Below are 19,429 nucleotides of genomic sequence, written 5' to 3'. Positions count from 1 at the left end.
ACTGCGACCACTCCCCTTCTCGGGGGCGGGGGGGGGGGGGGGGGGGGGGCCGCCGGGCCCGCGGGGCCCGGTCGGCGGTGGGCGGCCCCCCCCCCCCCCACTCCACGAGGGTTGAGGAGCTGCGACGCATTGACCATCCTGGGGATCGGCCTGGACTTGGTGACCATCTCCGAGTTCGCCGAACAGCTCGAACGGTCCGGAACCACCATGCTCAGGGAGAGTTTCACCGCGGGTGAGCGGCGCTACTGCCAGAGCAAGGGCACCGATCCTGCGCGCAGTTTCGCCGCGCGCTGGGCGGCGAAGGAGGCGGTGCTCAAGGCGTGGGCGTCGTCGCGCTTCGCCCGGCGTCCGCAGATCGGCGACAACCCGTACCCCCTGATCGAGGTGGTCAACGACGCATGGGGCAGGCCGAGCATCAAATTGCACGGTCTCGCGGCCGAATTCCTGCCGAGGGCAAGGGTTCACCTGTCGTTGACCCACGACGGTGACACCGCGGCGGCAATGGTCGTGCTGGAAGATCCGGGCGAGCTCGCCGATCTGATCGAGGGGCGCGAGACTTCCGGCTGAGCGCCGGGCGCCGCCGTCAGCGCTCGCTCGCGGTGCGCGATTCCTTCTCCGCGACAAGCAGATACGCGACCATCAGCCGCTTGAGCTCGGCGACGGCCTCGGCGTGCGACTGCTCGTCCTGCACCGAGAAATTGAGCATCGAGTACACGACGTGCACCAGGACCTCGGCCATCATGGTGCGCCGCACCCGCGGCGTGCGCGGGGTGAGCGGACGCAGCATCTGCGAGACGACCTCGGCGAACTGCTTCTCGTGGATCGCGCCGGTGGCACGGGTGGAGGGCGTCGACTGCATGGCCAGCCACACTTCGCGCCGGGACGGGTCGGTCATCCACAGGTTGGCCAGGTGGTCGACGAACTGGTTCATGTGCCGCAGCCAGTCCAGCGAGGGCACCTCGCCGTGGAAGTCGGCCAGTTCCTGGGAAACGGCAACCAGATCTTGGCGATTCAGCTCGCAGACGATCACGTACTTGTTGGCGAAGAACTGGTACAGCGTGCCGATCGGGACCTCGGCCCGTGCCGCGACCTCTTCACAGGTGAACGATTCGAAACCGACCTCGACCAGCAGCTCGCGGGAGGCCTGGAGCAGCGCGTCGAACTTGCGCTTACTGCGTTCCTGAGTGGGCCGCTTGCGCGGCATCAGCTCTTGCGGATCATCTTGCAATTCCAACGCGGGGTCCAGGTGTCGCTTCGACGGCTTCGCCCTGGCCTCCGTGTTTACTTCCACGTATCCAGGCTAGCGGTACCGACATGCGCGCGACACGCGCACTTGGTTTGCGTGTTCGGTTCTGTCACATTTCACCACCCATCCGTAGCGGTTGTGGCCGCGAACACTAACCGAGCGTGCGTGCATCCGCAGGCACGTTTTGCCAAGGGTGTTCGCCCACCTCGGCGCACCTCCGCCTTCGCTACGGCCGTGCGCGGGCTGAGGACGGACTCGGTCCGGACGCGCTCGCCGGGCGGGCCATCCGTTCCGGACAGTCACTGGGAGGGCGTATCTGTGGTAGCTCGATCTGTGGTAACTCTCGGCGTTTCCACCGAACGTGGCGCTGTGCACGCGGTAGCGCTCGCCGACACCGGCGAGAAGTTGCGCGACCGCGTGCTCGCCCACCGGGTGGCGAGGACGTACGGCGACACCAAGGCGCATGTGGCGGCAGCGGTCGAGACCGCGATGGACGAAGTCGCCGCGGACATCGGACCGGAAATGGAGATTGTCGGCACCGCGGTCGCGTACCGTGACGCCGCCGAGCGCCGGGCCATCGTGACCCAGCTCGCGTCCGGTCCGTGGCGCACCGCCTCGCTCCTCTCGGCGAAATCCGCGCACCTGAGCGCGGCCAGGGCGATGACCTGGCTTCGTGAGTTCGACGATCTGCTCGTCTGCGAGGTGGTGCGAGGCCACCAGGCGTTCACGCTGGTCGATCGCGGTCGCGATCGGGTGTTGGCGGCGATAGCCCAGACCGGGCCCGTGAGCGAGGAGTCGCTCGGTGTCGCGGTGATGGCGGCGTGGGACCAGTTCGAGGCGGCGGCCGTCCGGCCGGACGCGGTGGTGCTGATCGGTTCCGCCGCGGACGCACCGGTCGTGCGCGCGGCCGTCGACCGCTTCGGCGCGCCCGTGCTGCCCTGCCGGATCGCGTCGTCGGCCGCGGCGCTCGGCGCCGCGATGTTCGCCATGGACGACGTGCCTGAACTGGTGGACGTCATCGAGGAGCCGCGCGGCCGCAGGAGCATGCCGGCGGTGTTCGTGGCGGCCGGCGTGGTGGCGGCCGGCCTGATCGTCGGCGGTGTGTACGCGGTCAACAATTCGACGAGGTCGGTCGCGGCCGACGCGCGGAACACCGCCGATGCGCGCGTGGTCTTCGACACCGGGTCCTCCAGTGGGATGGTCGTCCGCTCCTCGGTGGAGCCGGGGCAATTCCACCCCGACGGCGCGCGCCAGGATCAGGACCCGGCAGCGGTCCCGCAGGCCTTCGACCTGCCTGCCGCGTCGTCGCAAGCAGCGGGTCGCATCGGCCCGCTGACGCTGGAGGAGTACGAAGCGGCGCTGGAGTCCGAGCCCGCCGCCGCACCGGTCCTTCCCGGCACCGGCATTCCGTCCACCACCAAGGTCGGAGCGCCCAACGACGCCATGCTGTTCCCCGGTGAGGCACCCCCGCCCGCACCTTTCACCGCGGAGTTCTACCAGTGGTGGGACAACCACCTGCGCCTGCTCGCGCAGTGGGCGTCGCAGCAGGTGACGCAGGCCTGACGCGAAGCGCGAAAGGCGCGGCGCCGCAGTGGCGCCGGGCCCTTTTCGTTCGTGCTCAGGTGCGGGTGCGGCGACGGAAGAGTGCGCCGGCCGCCAGGTAGCCGATCACGGCGATGCCCGCGCACCACAGCACCGCGAGCAGGGCGCTGTCGCCGATGGGGGTGCCCATCAACAGGCCGCGCACGGTCTCGATGACCGGTGTCACCGGCTGGTTCTCGGCGAACCCGTGCAGCCAGCTCGGCATCGAGCCGGTCGGCACGAACGCGCTGCTCACATAGGGCAGGAACATGAAGAAGAAGGTGAAACCGTTGGCTGCCTCCGGGTTTCGCGCGAGCAGGCCGAGAGCGGCCGCCAGCCAGGAGAGCGCGAGCACGAACATGGCGATCACGCCGAACGCGGCGAGCCAGCGCAGCGGGTCGGCGGTGGGGCGGAAACCCAGCGCGATCGCGACCACTATCACCAGCCCCGTGGTGATCAGGTTGCGGATCAGGCTCTCCGCCACGTGCCCGGTGAGCACCGCCGACCGCGCGATGGCCATGGTGCGGAACCGGTCGACGATGCCCTCGGTCAGATCGGTGGAGATGCTGACGGCGGTGGTGGCGGCGCCGAAACCCGCGCACAGCAGGATGATTCCGGGCACCACGTAGTCGATGTAGGCGCCGGGCCCGACATCCATGGCGCCGCCGAAGACGTAGACGAACATCAGCAGGATCACGACCGGCAGCGCGATCGTCATGATCATGGTGTCTGGGCTGCGCAGCGTGTGCCGCAGGTTGCGGTCCAGCATGGTGCCGGAGTCCTGGACGGTGCGCAGCGCGCGCAGGGCGGGGGAGGGGGTGGTCATGGGCGTGGTCTCGTTTCTCATGCGGCCGATTCGGAGCGGCTCTGGTGGCCGGTCAACGCGAAGAAGACGTCGTCGAGGTCGGGGGTGTGCACGGTCAGCCGCTCGACGGCGATGTCCAAGTCGGCGAAACGGTCCAGCAGGCGCTTGACCTCGGCGGCGCTGCCGTCGGAAGGCACCTGGAGGGTCAGCTGCTCCGGATCCACTTGGCCGACCACGGCGGGGAGAGAGTGCTCGTCGACGGCGCGGGCGGCGGACGCCAGCAGGTGCCGGTCGGCGAAACGGAGCAGGATGTGGCCGCCGGGGGCGAGGCGTTTGAGTTCCTCGGGCGTGCCTTGGGCGACGATCCGTCCGTCGTCGAGCACGGCGATGCGGTCCGCGAGCTGGTCGGCCTCCTCCAGGTACTGCGTGGTGAGGAAGATGGTCGCGCCGTCGGCGGCGAGTTCCCTGATGGCGGACCACAAGTCACGACGGCTGCGGGGGTCGAGGCCGGTGGTCGGTTCGTCGAGGAAGACGATGCGCGGTTCGCCCATCAGGCTCATGGCGAGATCCAGGCGTCGGCGCATGCCGCCGGAGTAGGAGCCGACCGGCCGATCGGCCGCGTCGACCAGGTCGAACCGTTCCAGCAGGGCGGCGGTGCGGCGGCGCGTCTCGGCCGCGCCCAGGTGCAGCAGCTTGCCGGTGAGCCGCAGGTTCTCGGTGCCGGTCAGCACATCGTCGACCGCCGCGTACTGGCCGGTGACGCCGATCAGCCTGCGGACGGCGTACGGCTCGCGCGCCAGGTCGTGCCCGAAGACGCGGGCCTCACCGCGGTCCGGCTTGCTCAGCGTCGCGAGGATGCGCACCAGGGTGGTCTTGCCCGCCCCGTTCGGTCCGAGCAGCGAGAAGACCGTTCCCGCGGCGACTTTCAGATCGATGTCGGTGAGCACGGTGTGCGCGCCGAAGGACTTGCCGAGCCGGTGCACCGCGAGGGCTGGGAGTGGTTCGGGGGACATGGGATCTCCGATCCAAAACTGTTTATATAATAAACAGAGTTTATATAGTAAACAGTTAGCGGGCGCAAGGGGGAGTGGCCGCATCGTCGGAGCGAAGGCGGAGTACGCATAGGGGGCGCTGTCGGACGGAGTCCGTCGATAGACCGCGCATGGCCGGAGCGAAGGTGGAGTACGCACGAGGGGCGCTGTCGGACGGAGTCCGTCGATAGACCGCGCATGGCCGGAGCGAAGGCGGAGGTACGCCTAGAGTCGAGGCGAGTGAAGGAGGCTGAAGCGCAGATGACGACGTCGGACGACGCGGCGCTACCGAAGTCGGTGGAACTGTTGTGGCGGCTCGATCAGCCGGGCGGGCGCGGTCCCAAGCGCGGCCTGACGCTGGACCAGATCCTGGAGGTCGCGATCGAGGTGGCCGACGCGGAGGGCTACGCGGCGCTGTCGATGAACCGGGTCGCCAAGCAGCTCGGCTTCACCGCCATGTCGCTCTACCGGTACGTCGACAGCAAGAACACCCTGGTCGAACTGCTGCTGGATCGCGTGGTCGGCGAACCGCCGCACATCCCGCCCGGCACGCCGTGGCGGACGGGTCTCGAGTTCTGGGCGCGCAGCGAGTTCGAGGTGATCGGACGGCACCCGTGGTGGCTGGACATCCCGCTCAAGGCGCCGCCGATGGGTCCGAACAACATGGCCTGGCTGGAGGCGGGACTCGCCACGCTCGCCGACACCCCGGTGCCCGAGCCTCTGCGGCTGCAATTGGTGATGAACCTGTCGCTCTACGTCATCGGCAGGCGCTGGGCGGCCAGGGACATCGCCGAAGGAGCCGACGGTGAGGAGGACTTCACCGCGGCGCTGCAACGGGTGCTCGATCCGCAGCGGTTTCCCGCGATAGTGTCCGCCCTCACCAACCGTGCCTTCGACCAGGACGACATCGACTGGGAGAAGGGGGATTTCGAGTTCGGCCTGGCACGGATGCTGGACGGCTACGAGACCCTCATCCGCTCCTTCGAGCGCTGAGCCCCGCTCATGCCTGCGCCTCGCTGGCACTCGGCTCCGGCATGCGCGAAGCGCGCTGGCTCACGATTCGCTCGCTCCGCTCGCTCATACCGACAGGTCGCGGCGCAGCTTCGCGACGTGACCGGTGGCGCGCACGTTGTACTGCGCGACCTCGACCTTGCCCTGCTCGTCCACCAGGAAGGTGGAACGGATGACGCCGGTGACGGTCTTGCCGTACATCGTCTTCTCGCCGAAGGCGCCCCATGCGGTGAGCACCGCGCGCTCCGGATCGGACAGCAGCGGGAACGACAGCCCTTCCGCGTCGCGGAACTTGGCCAGCTTGGCGGGCTTGTCCGGGGAGATGCCGAGGACGTCGATGCCTGCCTCGTTCAGCTCGGCGAGGTTGTCGCGGAAATCGCAGGCCTGCTTGGTGCAGCCCGGCGTGCTCGCGGCGGGGTAGAAGTAGACGATCACCTTGCGGCCGCGGTAGTCGGCGAGCGAGACCTCCTTGCCGTCGGCGTCGGGCAGTGTGAACGCGGGGGCGGTATCGCCGGGGGAGAGTCGTTGGTTGGTCACGTCCTGCACGGTAACCGAACGGCCTTCGACCGGGCGGATACACTCGTCCGCGAGCCCTGGTGACTCGCGAACGGCCGGTGGGGACGTCGTCCCCGGCCCCGCTTCGCGCCCGGCGGCACACCCATCGACAGGAGGACATACGTGGCGAAGGACACCGAGCGGATCGAGCGGGAGATCGAGGCGGCCCGCACCCGGCTGGCGAGCACTCTCGACGAGATCGCCGTGCGCGCCGATCCGCAGCGGATCGCGGACGATACCAAGAGCCTGGTCGTCGCCAAGCTGAACGAACCCAAGGTCAAGTACAGCCTGATCGGCGCGGGTGCGGTGATCGTCGGCCTGGTGCTGGTGAAGATCTTCCGCTGAGTTTCCGGCAAGCGAAAAACACCCGGTGTGGCATGGCCACACCGGGTGTTTTCGTCTATCGGCGGTATCAGACCGTCGGGCAGGCGAATCCGTCGCCGTCGGGATCCAGGTGCGGGCCGAAGCCCGGCTCGCCGCGGAAGATCGGTGCGCGACCCGCCGCGCGGGCGTCGTCGCAGTTGGCGAAGGCGCCACCGGCCGAGCCGGTCTGGGACACGCCGGCCGAACCGGTCGCGGCGGAACCGGTATCGATGGCGGAGGAGCCGGTTCCGGAAGAACCGGTCGGGGCGGCCAGGGCGGCGGGCGCCGCGAGGATGGTCAGTCCAGCGACGGCGGCGCTGACGGTAAGCCGGCGAACGTTCATGTATTCCTCTATGTTCTGCGGTGGATGTGGCGCCTTGACGAGCGACGCCGCACCCACTGTTGCGAGGGGCCGCCCAGTTGTCAACCGCGCGTCACCCGAATTAGGGCCATTAGGGGCTATAGGGCGGCCCGGCTCAGTGCGTCGGACGGGTGCCGGAGAGGTGTTCTGCCGGAATGTTGCCCATGCGTCCGGACTGGAAGTCCTCGATGGCCTGGATGATCTCCGCGCGGCTGTTCATGACGAATGGGCCGTACTGAACGACGGGTTCGCGGATCGGTTGCCCGCCGAGCAGCAGCACCTCGAGATCGCCGGGATGCCCGTGCTGCTTCGAATCCGCCTCGACGGAAATCGAATCGCCGGGCCCGAACACCGCGAGTTGACCCGCCTCGATCGGCCTGCGCTCTGCGCCGACCGTCCCGTTGCCCGCGAGCACAAAAACCATCGCCGAGAAATGCTGCGGCCAAGGTGTTTCCAAACGGCCGCCAGGGGTGATCGACGCGTGCGCGTAGGCGATCGGCGTGTAAGTCGAACCGGGACCGGCGAATCCGCCGATCTCGCCGGCGATCAGCCGCACCAGGGCGCCGCCGTCGTGCGAGCTGACCAGGGTCAGTTCGCTGCCGCGCAGATCCTGGTAACGCGGCGCGGCGAACTTCATCGCACGCGGCAGGTTGACCCACAGCTGAACGCCGTGGAACAGCCCGCCGGTGACCACGAGCTCTTCGGGCGGCACCTCGTCGTGCAGGATGCCCGAGCCCGCTGTCATCCACTGGGTGTCGCCCTCGCTGATGACACCGCCGCCGCCGTTCGAGTCGTGGTGGACCATGGTGCCGTCGAGCATGTACGTGACGGTCTCGAAGCCGCGGTGCGGATGCCAGGGAGCGCCCTTGGCTTCGTGCGGTTCGTAGGTCACCGGGCCCATCTGGTCGAGCAGAATGAACGGGTCGGCCGTCCGCAGATCCATGCTGGGGAACGGCCGAGTCACCTCGAAGCCCGCGCCCTCGCGCTGCTTGTGCGCGGTGACGACCTGCCGGACCGGCCGTTCGCGCATGGTCTCGTCGGGGCGGGGCAGGCGCGGCAGCACCAGGATGTTGTCGGCGGCGATGGCGGGCATGGGGAGCACCTCCTGTTCGGAAGACCGGTCTCGGCCTGTTGGTGTCCATGTCAACCAAAGGGGGATTAGGATCATTCCCGTGGTGCGATGGCTGAGCGACGACGAGCAGGAGACCTGGCAGGCCTACGTCCGGCTGCGCCAGCGGATGGACGCGGCGATCATGGCCGGGCTGGCCCGCGACGGACTCTCGCTGGCCGACTACGAGCTGCTCGTCCCGCTCTCCGCCGCGCCGGAGGGACGCCTGCGCGCCAAGGAACTGGCGGCGGAGGTGTGCTGGGAGAAGAGCAGGCTGTCCAAGCATCTGGCCAGGATGGCGGCGCGCGGGCTGGTCGAGCGACGGCCGTCCGAGGAGGACGCGCGCGGGATCGTCGTCGAGCTGACGGCCACGGGTCGCACCGCGCTCGAGCACGCGGCGCCCAATCATGTGGACCTGGTCCGCCGTGTCTTCATCGATCCGATGACCGACGCGGAGGCGGGCGCGCTGCGGTCGCTGTCCGACAAGGTCAGCGCCACCGCGCAGCGCGTCACCGATCTCGCGATCTGACCGCTACGACCACGGCGTGATCGGGGGCTTCACCCACAGCAGCTTCTCGTCGACGTGCGCGCGCCGTGCCGCGGGATGGCCGGGGTTGCGCGTGGCCCATGCGTTCTTCTCGTCGAGCAGGCGGGCGACGGCCAGCCAGGTCTCGTCGGTGCTCGGCGGGTTCGACTCGGCAGCGCGGGCCAGCTTGCGACGGGTCGCCGCGGGCATGCCGAGCAGTTCGGCGCCGCTGACATCGCGGTCCCACAGGTAGACGGCCAAGCGGCGGGCCTTCTCGGCCCTGCGGCTGACCGACGCGTCGGAGTGCGCGTAATCGGCCACGCGGGCATCCTACGACGAACGCCCCGCACCCGGTCGTCGTGACCGGAGGCGGGGCGTCCGTGGTGCTGGACCTGGATCAGTACGCGCTGTTCACGTTGTCCATGCTGCCGTAGCGGTGCGCGGCGTAGTTGCAGGCCGCGACGATGTTGGCCACCGGATCCCAGACGTCGAACGGGGTGCCTTCGACGTGGTAGGCCGCGAAGGTCGGGTCGATGACCTGGAGCAGGCCCTTGGACGGGATGCCCATGGCGGCGTTGGAGTCCCACAGGTTGATGGCCTGGGGGTTGCCGCTCGACTCGCGCATGATGTTGCGGTGGATGCCCTCGTAGGAGCCCGGAATGTTGTTGGCGGCCATGATGTCGAGGGCCTGGCGGATCCAGCCGTCCAGGTTGTTCTCGTACACCGGCGGGGCCGGGGCGGGCATCGGTGCGGGAGCGGGAGCAGGAGCGGGAGCGGGCTCGGGCGCCGGAGCGGGCAGCGGCAGGGCTTCCGGAGCGGGCACCGGAAGGGCTTCCGGCGCGGGAGCCGGGGCCGGGACGACCTCGGGCATGGGGGCGGGGACCGGAGCGGCCGCGGGCTGCTCCTCGGCGACCATCGCGACGCGTGCCGGAACGCTGTCATCGGCCACCGACACCGCCGACGAAGCGGCGACGGCCACGATGCCGGCCGCGGCCACGGCGAAGGTCAGGCCCTCGCGGAGGGTGGTGCTGCGGCGCAGGGTGGAAAGGCGGCTGTGAGGCATTTCTGAGTTCCTTGTTAGGGGACAGGGGGCTCCGGCCGCACTCGGGCAGCGCGGATCCGGCGGCGGACGCTCGTGGTGTTCGCCGAGAAAAGTCGGTGTGCTGTTGTGGATTTGGTTGTGGAGGACACTCCGGTCCTCGGAACGCGACGGGCTGTGTGCGGGTACCGGGTCGGGGCCCGGGCCGCGGCGTCGCGCGGAACTCCACGGCGCGTGGAGCGATATGCGGAAGGTCGGCGATCGGGATCTGTTGCGGCTTCGCACCCGGGGGCCGGGTGAACCTGGATCAGGTCCGTGCGGCCGTTTTCCGAATGCGTGTAAACAACACCTCGGTCTAACCAAACCTCAGGTCTCTTTGCGACCTGATTGCAGAATGGTCACGGAAGGTTAACGGAAGGTGAACGAGAGCTGAATGATAGAAGCTGTCGATCTTGGAATGCATACCGGATCGTTACCCAAACGCGATGTATGCAGGGAGTTTGCTCTTAAACGTGTTGTGCCCGAGGTCACAAAATTGATGTAGTGACCTGGGTCCCATCGGGTGTTCTCGGCCTGATTCCGGTCGGATTCGGATCGTGATAACGGCCCAGATCACGGCGTCGTTACCTTCGCGAGACCACCCGCCGAACAACGTTTGGACACTGTTCGGACAAGAAAAGACCGTGCCCTTGCCCAAACGTAGCTGGGACGAAGCACGGCCTGTACTGTGCGCCATCAGGGACTCGAACCCCGAACCCGCTGATTAAGAGTCAGCTGCTCTGCCAATTGAGCTAATGGCGCCTGCCCCGGTGTTCCGGTGCGGGACAAACATTAACAGGCCAGACCCGCAGAAGTGAAATCGCCTGGTGAGGAGCGGTTTCGCGTGGTCGGCGGCGGATGTTAACACCGGGCCCTTCAAACCTGATCTATCCGATGGAACTCGGCACATGTCGCGACGGTGTTCGCGTTGGATCGGTCTCGGACGGACTGGCAGAATGGCAGGACGTGGTCTCGACCGATCCCGCCGGCGCGGTGGGTTGAGCTTCTGTTATCGGTTGGATCCGAAGCCATCGGCGCATGACTGGACGCGCGCCGAGACTTGAAACGGGGTTGATTATGAGCATTGGTCGAGGTCGGCGGCGTTCGATTCGAATACTCAGCGCACCTTTGGTAGCGCTCGCCGTGATCGCATTGGCATCGACAGGATGCTCGTCCTCATCCGGCAGCGCGGACGCCGCGGTCGCCATCGACCGTAACCCGATCACCGAATTGATCAAGCCGAAGCTGCTCGCTCCCGTCAAGGACGGTGACAAGGGTGTGTCGCCTGGCATGCCGATGACCTTCAAGGTCGACGACGGCAAGTTCACCAATGTGACGTTGGTCAATCAGCAGGGCAACCCGGTCGAGGGCACTCTCGCCGCCGACGGCCGGACCTGGGAGACCGCCGAGGTGCTCGGTTACGGCAAGACTTACCGGCTCACCGCCGACGCGATCGGTCTCGGCGGTGCCAACACCACCACGCTGAGCTTCACCACCAGCTCGCCGAACAACCAGACCAAGCCGTACCTGATCCCCGGGGAGGGGGAAGTCGTCGGCATCGGCCAACCGGTGGCGATCCAGTTCGACGAGAACATTCCGGACCGCAAGGCGGCGCAGGACGCGATCAAGATCACCACGAATCCGCCGGTCGAGGGCGCGTTCTACTGGGTGAACAACCGCGAAGTCCGTTGGCGGCCAGAGCATTTCTGGGCGCCGGGCACCCGGGTCGACATCCAGGTGAACGTCTACGGCAAGAACCTCGGCAATGGGCTGTACGGCCAGGACAACATCACCTCGCACTTCGTCGTCGGCGATGCTGTGATCTTCACCGCTGACGACAACACGCACCAGGTGGTCGTCGAGCAGAACGGACAGGTGGTGCGCACCATGCCGACCTCGATGGGCAAGAGCAGCACGCCCACCGACAACGGCATTTACATCGTCGCCGACAAGCACGAGAAGATCATCATGGACTCCTCGACCTACGGCGTCGCGGTGAACTCCTCGGACGGCTACCGCACCCCGGTCGACTTCGCGACCCGAATCTCCTACAGCGGCATCTTCTTCCACTCGGCCCCGTGGTCGGTGGGCGCGCAGGGTTACTCGAACACCAGTCACGGCTGCCTGAACCTCAGCCCCGCGAACGCGCAGTGGGTGTTCAACTTCGCCAAGCGCGGCGACATCACGATCGTCAAGAACACCGTGGGCGGCACGCTGTCCGGCACCGACGGACTCGGCGACTGGAACATCCCGTGGTCGGAGTGGAAGGCGGGCAACGCGGACGTCGGCTAGCGCGTCGGCGACTGTGGGTCCACAGTGACAGCGAAAAGGCTCCCGGCAAGCGTCGGGGGCCTTTTCCGTTGGCGGACTAGGGAATATTCGGTCCGGGGGTGCCCGCGCAGGTGAGGTTGGCGTTCATCGCGCTGCCCACCGCGGCGCAGAGCAGTGGACCGCCGAAGATGATCTGCTCCAGCGCGGAGCCGGAGCCGGTGGTGGTCGCGCCGCCCGACGATCCGGTGCTGGACGAGGATCCGCTGGTGATGCCCGCGGAACCGGAGTCGGCGGGCAGGTCGATCGGAGTCGCCTCGCGCGCCGCCGAGGCGGTGCCTGCGGACCCGCCGAGCAGGGTGGCGCCGACGAGAGCTGCGAGAACGGCGGAACGCTTCACGGAGTGCTTTCTTTCTCCTCGACCGGGTGATGCCACGGCGGCACACCCTGGGGCCGCAGTTTACGACCGCTCGGGGAGATCTGAGACACATTTGGAAGTATCTGTGTTTCAGAACGCATTTCAGCCCTGTGGCGTGCTGTCGTGCCACGGTTCGGGTGTCGGCGGTGCTCGCACGGCAGGGGAACTCGCGCGGGTGGCCATCGAGGACCCCGGACCGGCGCGACACCCGCAGTTGCTGAGTGCGGGAGGGTTTGGACGCGGTACTGCTGTCGACCGGTTCCTGCGGCGCGAACCGTGCTCGGGGCCCGTACTGCCTGGAAAAGCGAAATGCGCGAGCCCATGGGACTCGCGCATTTCACGTGGGGTGAGTGACGGGACTCGAACCCGCGACATCCAGGATCACAACCTGGTGCTCTACCAACTGAACTACACTCACCATCGCCGGTGAATCACCGGCGCGCTAGATACTAACGTGCCGCACCCGCGATTCCCTAATCGGCCTCCAACATGCCGTTTCGCGGCGCCGCGGCCGCGGGCTTGGCGCCGCCGCTGAGCTGGGCGGCGACCGCGGCGATCTCCGTGGTGGACGGGCCGGGCGGCGCGACGAACGCGGTGCGCCGGTAGTACTCGAGTTCGCGGATGGATTCCTTGATGTCGGCGAGCGCGCGGTGGGTGAGACCCTTCTCCGGCTGGCCGAAGTAGATCCGGGGGTACCAGCGGCGGCACAGTTCCTTGATGGAGCTCACGTCGATCATCCGGTAGTGCAGGTGGCTGTCCAGCGCGGGCATGTCGCGGGCGATGAAACCGCGATCGGTGGCGATCGAATTGCCCGCCAGCGGAACGGTTCCCGCGGTGGGAGCGTACGCGCGGATGTAGTCGAGCACCTGCTGCTCGGCCTCGGCGAGGGTGACCGTGGACCGGCGAACCTCTTCGGTCAGCCCGGAGCGCTCGTGCATGTCGGCGACCACCGGAGGCATCGCGGCCAGCGCCTCGTCATCGGCGTGGATGACGATGTCGACGCCGTCACCGAGGATATTGAGGTCGCTGTCGGTCACGAGGGCGGCCACCTCGATCAGCTTGTCGCTGTCCAGGCGCAGGCCGGTCATCTCGCAATCCATCCACACCACAAGTTTGTCGGACACTCAGGCAACCTTACTGCCACCGCCGCGCCCAGCCTCCGCGGACAAGCGCGTTCGCCTTCCGCGCGCCGATACGGCCGCGCCGTGCGTGCCACATCACAAGCGTGCCGCCCCGCCGAGACCGCCGCCCTGTGCTCGCCACCGCGCCGATCCCACCGCGCAGCACACGCCACACCGCCGTGCCGGTGCCGCCGCGCAGCACGCGCCACACCGCCGTGCCGCGTCCTCGCGGGGTGCACGCCGACACCGCCGCACCATGCGCGCTACGGCACCGTGCGGAGCGCGTCGACATCACCGCGCCATGCGCGCCACAATCGTGCGGTGCGCCACGTCACCGGGCCGCGCGCCGACACTTGGGCGATAGACCACCCGTGTGGTGCGCGCCGACGTCATCGCGCCGTGCGCCGCCGGAGCGCCGTCGGCGGGGATACAGTTTCGGCAGAGATCGGCCAGGCGTACTTCGCCTTCGCTCCGGCCGTGCGCGGGCTATCGACCGTCGCCCTCGCTCCGGCCACGCGGGCTTCCGGCGAGCTATGTCCGGCGTGCCCAGTGGCGTTTCGGTGCGATAGACGGAGGATGTGCGATGACCACTCCCCAGGAGAAGGCGGCCGCGGCGCGGAAGGCCGCCGACGAGGCGGCGCGGGTGGCGGCGGAGGCGGCCGCCGCCGCGGAAGCTGCCGAACGTGAGCTGGCCGAGCAGCAAGCGGCGGTCACGGGGAAGACGCCGTATGCCGAGGCCCCGGAGCCCGCCGACGGGACTTCCCCGAAGGACACCGAGAACGCGACCACGCAGGAGATCGCCGCGGGATACGCCGTCGAAGGCGCGGCTCTGGAGCTGGGCACCGTTGTCGTCGACGGAGTCGTGGATTCCGCTGCGCGGGTGCGGATTCCGATGCGGATGATGAACCGGCACGGCCTGGTCGCCGGCGCCACCGGCACCGGAAAGACCAAGACGTTGCAAGGCATCGCCGAACAGCTCTCGCGCGCGGGCGTTCCGGTGGTGCTCGCCGATATCAAGGGCGATCTATCCGGTTTGAGCCGGCCGGGCGAGGCCAACGACAAGATCGGCGCGCGGGCGCGCGAAACCGGAGCGCCGGACTGGGCGCCCAGTGGCTTCCCGGCCGAATTCGTCTCGCTCGGCACCGGCGGGATCGGGGTGCCGATCCGGGCCACCATCACCTCGTTCGGTCCGGTGCTGCTGAGCAAGGTGCTCGATCTCAACGAGACGCAGGAATCGACCCTCGGCCTGATCTTCCACTGGGCCGACCGGCAGGGGCTGGCGCTGCTCGATCTGAAGGACCTGCGCGCGGTCATCACCCACCTCACTAGCCCTGACGGCAAGGAGGACCTGAAAGGCATCGGCGGTGTCTCGGCGCAGACCGCGGGCGTCATCCTGCGCGCGCTGGTCAACCTGGAAGCCGACGGCGGCGACACCTTCTTCGGCGAACCCGAACTGGATCCGGCCGACCTGCTCCGGCTCGTCGATGGCCAAGGCGTGATCACGCTGTTCGAGCTCGGCGCGCAGGCGGCCCGGCCGGTGATGTTCTCCACCTTCCTGATGTGGGTGCTCGCCGATCTTTTCCAGACGCTGCCCGAGGTCGGCGACGTCGACAAGCCCAAGCTGGTGTTCATCTTCGACGAGGCGCACCTGCTGTTCGACAACGCTTCGAAGGCGTTCCTCGACCAGGTCGAGCAGACGGTCAAACTGATCCGCTCCAAGGGTGTCGGGGTGTTCTTCTGCACCCAGTTGCCCACCGACATCCCGAATCCTGTGCTCTCCCAGCTCGGTGCGCGTATCCAGCACGCGCTGCGCGCCTTCACCCCCGACGATCAGAAGGCGCTGTCCAAGACCGTCCGCACCTATCCGAAGACCACGGTCTACGACCTGGAGAAGGCGCTGACCTCGCTCGGCACCGGCGAGGCCATGGTGACGGTGCTGTCCGAGCAGGGCGCGCCGACCCCGGTGGCGTGGACCAGGATTCAGCCCCCGCGTTCGCTGATGGACACCATCGGCACAGACGCCATCAAGTCCAGTGCCCTGTCCAGCGCGCTCGCCACCAAGTACGGTCGGACCCTCGACCGCGAATCCGCCTACGAACTGCTGACCGCCGAACTCGCCGCGGCCGAGCCGCACCAACCGGAGGCCGCCCCGGTGCCCGGCCGGTCGCCACGCCAGGACGAGGAGTCGGCCGCGGAACGCATCATGAAAAACCCCGCGGTGAAGAGTTTCCTCCGCTCGGCGGCAACCGCCGCAGGCCGCGAGATCAGCCGCAGCCTATTCGGCACCCGCCGTCGCCGCTGATCTCCGCAGCCTTGATATGCCGCCCCCACGCACACCAAACGACAAGCGCGTGGTCTCCGCAGAGGTTCCGCACGCCTCGCAGAGGTTGTACGCCCTGCGAAGCGTGTGAACGCCCTGCGAAGCGCTGACCGGGTAGGACGGGTCAGCCGCCGAGCTTTTTGTAGAACGCGCCTGCGATGGGGGCGGTGAGGGCGCGGGGTCCGTACTGGCCCGCGACGCTCATGCCCTTGGAGATCAAGCCGGGGACGACGCGCATCTTGTTGCGGGCGAGGGCGTCGATGGAGACCTTCGCGGTGTACTCCGAGGAGACCCACATGAAATCGGGGACCATGCGGTCGACGATCGAGGATTCGGACGGGTCGGGCAGTTCGGTGCGGACCGGGCCGGGAGCCAGCAGCGTGACGTGCACGCCCGAATCCTTCAGCTCCCCACGCAGCGATTCGCAGAAGGTGTTGGCGAACGCCTTGCTCGCGGCGTAGGTCGCGTTGTTCGGGATCGGCATGTTGCCCGCGGCCGAGCCGCTGATCAGGATGCCGCCCGCGCCGCGCGCGATCATGCCGGGCAGCACCGCCAGGGTGAGATCGTGCACGGCGACGGCGTTGAGCTCCATCTGAGCGCGCTCGTACGCCATGTCCAGTTCCGCGACCGGCCCGAACGTCGCGATGCCCGCGTTGTTGCACAGGATCGAGATGTTGCGCGCCGACAGTTCTTCGACCAGCGGGCCCCGCTGCGCGCGGTCGGACAGGTCGACCGCGCGCACCTCGGCGGTGATGCCGTGCGCCAGGGTGAGGCGTTGCGCGAGCTCGTTGAGCAGGTCGCCGCGGCGGGCGACCAGGATCAGCGAATAGCCGCGTCCGGCCAGTTCGGCGGCCAGCGCGGTGCCGATGCCGGAGGAGGCTCCGGTGACGACGGCGCGGTTCTCGGAGGTGGGGGAGGGCAGGCTCACCTGAGCGATGCTAGCGAGGCACTCAGAGGCGGGCGGCCAGCCGGGTGCCTTGATCGATCGCGCGCTTGGCGTCGAGCTCGGCGGCCAGCTCGGCGCCGCCGATCAGGTGCGGGGTGAAGCCCGCGGCGCGCAGCGGCTCTGCCAGCTCGCGCACCGACTCCTGGCCAGCGCAGACCACCACGTTGTCCACCGGAATCAATTGCGGGCGTTCGCGTTTCTCGCCGAAGCTGATGTGCAGGCCGTTGTCGTCGATGCGCTCGTAGTTGACCCCGCCGATCTGCTCGACGCCCTTGGCCTTCAGCGCGGCGCGGTGCACCCAGCCGGAGGTCTTGCCGAGGTCCTTGCCGAACGACGACGACTTGCGTTGCAGCAGTACGACATCGCGGGCCGCAGGCGATGGCTTGGGGGTGGCGAGCTGGCCCGGCGCCTGCTCGTTGTCGGCGTCGACGCCCCATTCCTCTTTCCACTCGTCCAGCTTGAGCGCGGGATGGCCCTCCACGGTGAGGAACTCGCTCACGTCGTAGCCGATGCCGCCTGCGCCGATCACCGCGACGCGCTTGCCGACTGGTTTCTCCTCGCGCACCAGTTCGGCGTAGGAAAGCACCATCGGGTGGTCGATGCCGGGAATGTTGGGAATGCGCGGCCGCACGCCGGTGGCCAGCACCACCTCGTCGTAGCGGCCCGCGATGAGCTCGTCGGCGGTGACGCGCTTGCTCAGGTGCAGATTCACTCCGCGCAGCTCGATCATCCGGCGGTAGTACCGGATGGATTCGTCGAACTCTTCCTTGCCGGGGATCCGGCGGGCGATATCGAACTGGCCGCCGATCTTGTCGTCGGCCTCGAAAAGGTCTACGCGGTGGCCGCGTTCGGCGAGGCTCACCGCCGCGGAGAGCCCGGCCGGGCCCGCGCCGACGACCGCGATGCGCTTGGCGCGCCGCGTCGGCAGCAGCTTCAGCTCGGTCTCGTGACCCGCGCGCGGGTTGAGCAGGCAGGACACCGTCTTGTGCTGGAACGCGTGGTCGAGGCAGGCCTGGTTGCAGGCGATGCAGGTGTTGATCTCGTCGACGCGGTCCTGCGCGGCCTTGTTCACCCATTCCGGATCGGTGAGGAACGGGCGCGCCAGCGAAACCAGTTGCGCGTCACCGCGGGTCAGGATCTCCTCGGCGATCTCCGGCATGTTGATGCGGTTCGAGGCGCAGACCGGGATGCCGACCTGCTTCGTGATCTTCGCGGTGAACTCGACGAACGCCGCCCTGGGGACCGACGTCACGATGGTTGGCACCCGGGCCTCGTGCCAGCCGATGTCGGTGTTGATGATGGTGACGCCCGCCCGCTCCAATTCCTTGGCGAGCGTGACGATCTCGTCGAAGGTCTGGCCCTTCTCCACCAGCTCGGCCATGGACAGCCGGAACACGATGATGAAGTTCGGCCCGACCGCGGCACGGATCCGCCGCACGATCTCGAGCGGAAGTCTGCGCCGGTTCTCGGCCGAGCCGCCCCACTTGTCGGTGCGCTTGTTCGTGCGCGGCGCGAGGAACTGGTTGATGAAATACCCTTCACCGCCCATGATCTCGCAGCCGTCGTACCCGGCGAACTGGGCCAGCTTCGCGCAGCGCGCGTAGTCGGCGATGGTCTGCTCGATGCCGCGGGCGGAGAGGGCGCGCGGCCGGAAAGGGTTGATGGGAGCCTTGATCGAGGACGCCGAGACGCTGCCCGGCCAATAGGAGTAGCGGCCCGCGTGCAGGATCTGGATGGCGATCTTGCCGCCCTCGTCGTGCACCGCCTTGGTGATCCTGCGGTGCCGGTAGGCCTCGGTCTTGTTGGTCAGCTTGGCGCCGAAAGGCAGCAGCCAGCCGGTGCGGTTGGGCGCGTAGCCGCCGGTGATGATCAGCCCGACTCCGCCGCGGGCGCGCTCGGCGAAGTAGGCGGCCAGCTTATTGGTGTCCCAGGCGCGGTCCTCGAGGCCGGTGTGCATCGACCCCATGACCACCCGGTTGCGCAGGGTGGTGAAGCCGAGGTCCAGCGGCTCGAAGAGGTGGGGGAAGGAGCTCATAAAGGAGTCTCGCCTTTCTCCATCAGGCCGGATGCGGGGCTGACGCGTCCGGTCGCAGTGCTTGCAGTACTTCGTCGCACCATTCGACGAACCCGGACTCGACGCGGATGCCACCGCGCAGGACCAGGTACTGGTGCAGTGCCGTGCCGGAGAGCTGATCCGGCGCGGTGAAGTCCTTCTTCTCGATGAGCCGGTAGACCTCGAGCCGCTGGACGTGCTGGTCGCGGTGCCGGACGACCTCGGCGCACAGCGCGTCCAGGTCGCCGTAGGCCGCGCCGCGGATCTTGACCCCGAGTTCGCCGCGTGGCAGGTCGGTGTTGGAGGGCTCGGCGATCCAGCGGGCCAGCTCGGCGCGGCCCGCCTCGTTCACCGAGTAGACCTTCTTGTCCGGCTTGCCCTCCTGCACGACCGATTCGCTGTCCAGCCAACCGGATTCCTCCATCCGCTTGAGCACGCGGTAGATCTGCTGATGGGTCGCGCTCCAGAAGAAGCCGATGGACTTGTCGAACCGGCGCGCCAGCTCGTAGCCCGAACCGGCCCGCTCGGTCAGCGATACCAGCAACGCGTGCTCGAGAGCCATGGCGCCACGGTACTCGGTACAGCCGGTACTATGCAACTGAGTGCATAGCGCGTGGGCCGCGCGGACCCGGCGGCGT

At 68.2% G+C, this 19,429-nt stretch carries 20 protein-coding genes and 2 tRNA genes; 7 read left to right on the top strand and 15 right to left on the bottom strand.

Annotated elements, in window-relative coordinates; all coding sequences use genetic code 11:
* The first annotated feature begins 129 nt into the window (after positions 1-129).
* Positions 130-567: a holo-ACP synthase gene (locus AB0H50_RS21265; protein WP_357455131.1), complete on the top strand. Its 438-nt coding sequence runs from the start codon at positions 130-132 to the stop codon at positions 565-567.
* Between the two features lie 16 nt (positions 568-583).
* Here the strand turns inward: AB0H50_RS21265 and AB0H50_RS21260 are convergent, their stop codons facing one another.
* Entirely contained in the window at positions 584-1,204 is a 621-nt protein-coding gene (locus AB0H50_RS21260) for a TetR/AcrR family transcriptional regulator (RefSeq protein WP_357455373.1), read from the bottom strand.
* A 411-nt stretch (positions 1,205-1,615) separates the two neighbouring features.
* Between AB0H50_RS21260 and AB0H50_RS21255 the strand changes: the two genes are divergently transcribed.
* Positions 1,616-2,809: a hypothetical protein gene (locus tag AB0H50_RS21255; protein WP_357455129.1), complete on the top strand. Its 1,194-nt coding sequence runs from the start codon at positions 1,616-1,618 to the stop codon at positions 2,807-2,809.
* A 55-nt stretch (positions 2,810-2,864) separates the two neighbouring features.
* Here AB0H50_RS21255 and AB0H50_RS21250 read toward each other — a convergent pair whose 3' ends face one another.
* On the bottom strand, positions 2,865-3,653 hold the full coding sequence (locus AB0H50_RS21250) for an ABC transporter permease (RefSeq protein ID WP_357455126.1): 789 nt from the start codon (positions 3,651-3,653) through the stop codon (positions 2,865-2,867).
* Between the two features lie 17 nt (positions 3,654-3,670).
* Positions 3,671-4,645, bottom strand: a complete 975-nt coding sequence (locus AB0H50_RS21245; RefSeq protein ID WP_357455123.1) for an ATP-binding cassette domain-containing protein — start codon at positions 4,643-4,645, stop codon at positions 3,671-3,673.
* Between the two features lie 258 nt (positions 4,646-4,903).
* Here AB0H50_RS21245 and AB0H50_RS21240 point away from each other — a divergent pair, with 258 nt between their 5' ends.
* Positions 4,904-5,656 carry a TetR/AcrR family transcriptional regulator gene (locus tag AB0H50_RS21240; protein WP_357455120.1) on the top strand — a complete coding sequence of 251 codons (753 nt, stop codon included), beginning with the start codon at positions 4,904-4,906 and terminating at the stop codon, positions 5,654-5,656.
* An 84-nt stretch (positions 5,657-5,740) separates the two neighbouring features.
* On the opposite strand, the gene bcp is transcribed toward AB0H50_RS21240, so the two are convergent.
* Positions 5,741-6,211, bottom strand: coding sequence for a thioredoxin-dependent thiol peroxidase (gene bcp, locus AB0H50_RS21235; protein WP_357455117.1), 471 nt, complete (start codon positions 6,209-6,211; stop codon positions 5,741-5,743).
* A 141-nt stretch (positions 6,212-6,352) separates the two neighbouring features.
* On the opposite strand from bcp, the gene AB0H50_RS21230 reads away from it, so the two are divergent.
* Entirely contained in the window at positions 6,353-6,574 is a 222-nt protein-coding gene (locus AB0H50_RS21230; protein WP_357455115.1) for a DUF3618 domain-containing protein, read from the top strand.
* Between the two features lie 67 nt (positions 6,575-6,641).
* Here the strand turns inward: AB0H50_RS21230 and AB0H50_RS21225 are convergent, their stop codons facing one another.
* Both AB0H50_RS21225 and AB0H50_RS21220 read right to left on the bottom strand, forming a co-directional pair.
* Entirely contained in the window at positions 6,642-6,935 is a 294-nt protein-coding gene (locus tag AB0H50_RS21225) for an excalibur calcium-binding domain-containing protein (RefSeq protein ID WP_357403068.1), read from the bottom strand.
* 133 nt (positions 6,936-7,068) lie between these two features.
* On the bottom strand, positions 7,069-8,046 hold the full coding sequence (locus AB0H50_RS21220) for a pirin family protein (RefSeq protein ID WP_357455112.1): 978 nt from the start codon (positions 8,044-8,046) through the stop codon (positions 7,069-7,071).
* 79 nt (positions 8,047-8,125) lie between these two features.
* Between AB0H50_RS21220 and AB0H50_RS21215 the strand changes: the two genes are divergently transcribed.
* Positions 8,126-8,590 carry a MarR family winged helix-turn-helix transcriptional regulator gene (locus AB0H50_RS21215; RefSeq protein ID WP_357455109.1) on the top strand — a complete coding sequence of 155 codons (465 nt, stop codon included), beginning with the start codon at positions 8,126-8,128 and terminating at the stop codon, positions 8,588-8,590.
* Between the two features lie 3 nt (positions 8,591-8,593).
* On the opposite strand, the gene AB0H50_RS21210 is transcribed toward AB0H50_RS21215, so the two are convergent.
* From AB0H50_RS21210 to AB0H50_RS21200, 3 genes are all read right to left on the bottom strand, one after another.
* Complete coding sequence (locus tag AB0H50_RS21210) at positions 8,594-8,908, bottom strand: hypothetical protein (protein ID WP_357455106.1); 315 nt, start codon at positions 8,906-8,908, stop codon at positions 8,594-8,596.
* Positions 8,909-8,984: 76 nt separating this feature from the next.
* A complete protein-coding gene (locus AB0H50_RS21205) occupies positions 8,985-9,650 on the bottom strand; it encodes a transglycosylase SLT domain-containing protein (RefSeq protein ID WP_357455103.1) in 666 nt (221 codons plus the stop codon).
* Positions 9,651-10,354: 704 nt separating this feature from the next.
* Positions 10,355-10,427: transfer RNA gene (locus tag AB0H50_RS21200), tRNA-Lys, on the bottom strand.
* Between the two features lie 315 nt (positions 10,428-10,742).
* Between AB0H50_RS21200 and AB0H50_RS21195 the strand changes: the two genes are divergently transcribed.
* Positions 10,743-11,957, top strand: coding sequence for an Ig-like domain-containing protein (locus AB0H50_RS21195; RefSeq protein WP_357455100.1), 1,215 nt, complete (start codon positions 10,743-10,745; stop codon positions 11,955-11,957).
* Between the two features lie 76 nt (positions 11,958-12,033).
* On the opposite strand, the gene AB0H50_RS21190 is transcribed toward AB0H50_RS21195, so the two are convergent.
* The 3 genes from AB0H50_RS21190 to orn all read right to left on the bottom strand — a co-directional run bounded on the left by AB0H50_RS21190 (position 12,034) and on the right by orn (position 13,475).
* Positions 12,034-12,333: a hypothetical protein gene (locus AB0H50_RS21190; protein WP_357455098.1), complete on the bottom strand. Its 300-nt coding sequence runs from the start codon at positions 12,331-12,333 to the stop codon at positions 12,034-12,036.
* Positions 12,334-12,693: 360 nt separating this feature from the next.
* Positions 12,694-12,769, bottom strand: a tRNA-His gene (locus tag AB0H50_RS21185).
* Between the two features lie 55 nt (positions 12,770-12,824).
* The gene (gene orn, locus AB0H50_RS21180; RefSeq protein ID WP_357455095.1) at positions 12,825-13,475 is read right to left on the bottom strand and encodes an oligoribonuclease; all 651 of its coding nucleotides are present in this window, start codon (positions 13,473-13,475) and stop codon (positions 12,825-12,827) included.
* Between the two features lie 580 nt (positions 13,476-14,055).
* Between orn and AB0H50_RS21175 the strand changes: the two genes are divergently transcribed.
* Positions 14,056-15,774, top strand: a complete 1,719-nt coding sequence (locus AB0H50_RS21175; protein ID WP_357455092.1) for a helicase HerA-like domain-containing protein — start codon at positions 14,056-14,058, stop codon at positions 15,772-15,774.
* A gap of 142 nt (positions 15,775-15,916) precedes the next feature.
* On the opposite strand, the gene cmrA is transcribed toward AB0H50_RS21175, so the two are convergent.
* Genes cmrA through AB0H50_RS21160 form a run of 3 tightly spaced genes read right to left on the bottom strand, consistent with a single transcriptional unit; the run spans position 15,917 to position 19,353 of the window.
* Positions 15,917-16,720, bottom strand: coding sequence for a mycolate reductase (cmrA, locus tag AB0H50_RS21170; protein ID WP_357455089.1), 804 nt, complete (start codon positions 16,718-16,720; stop codon positions 15,917-15,919).
* 22 nt (positions 16,721-16,742) lie between these two features.
* Entirely contained in the window at positions 16,743-18,773 is a 2,031-nt protein-coding gene (locus AB0H50_RS21165; RefSeq protein WP_357455086.1) for an NADPH-dependent 2,4-dienoyl-CoA reductase, read from the bottom strand.
* Between the two features lie 22 nt (positions 18,774-18,795).
* On the bottom strand, positions 18,796-19,353 hold the full coding sequence (locus AB0H50_RS21160; protein WP_357455083.1) for a PadR family transcriptional regulator: 558 nt from the start codon (positions 19,351-19,353) through the stop codon (positions 18,796-18,798).
* Positions 19,354-19,429: the final 76 nt, after the last annotated feature.

The organism is Nocardia sp. NPDC050793 (genome assembly GCF_040654065.1).
GTDB lineage: Bacteria > Actinomycetota > Actinomycetes > Mycobacteriales > Mycobacteriaceae > Nocardia.
This window is presented reverse-complemented; position numbering and strand designations above follow the sequence as displayed.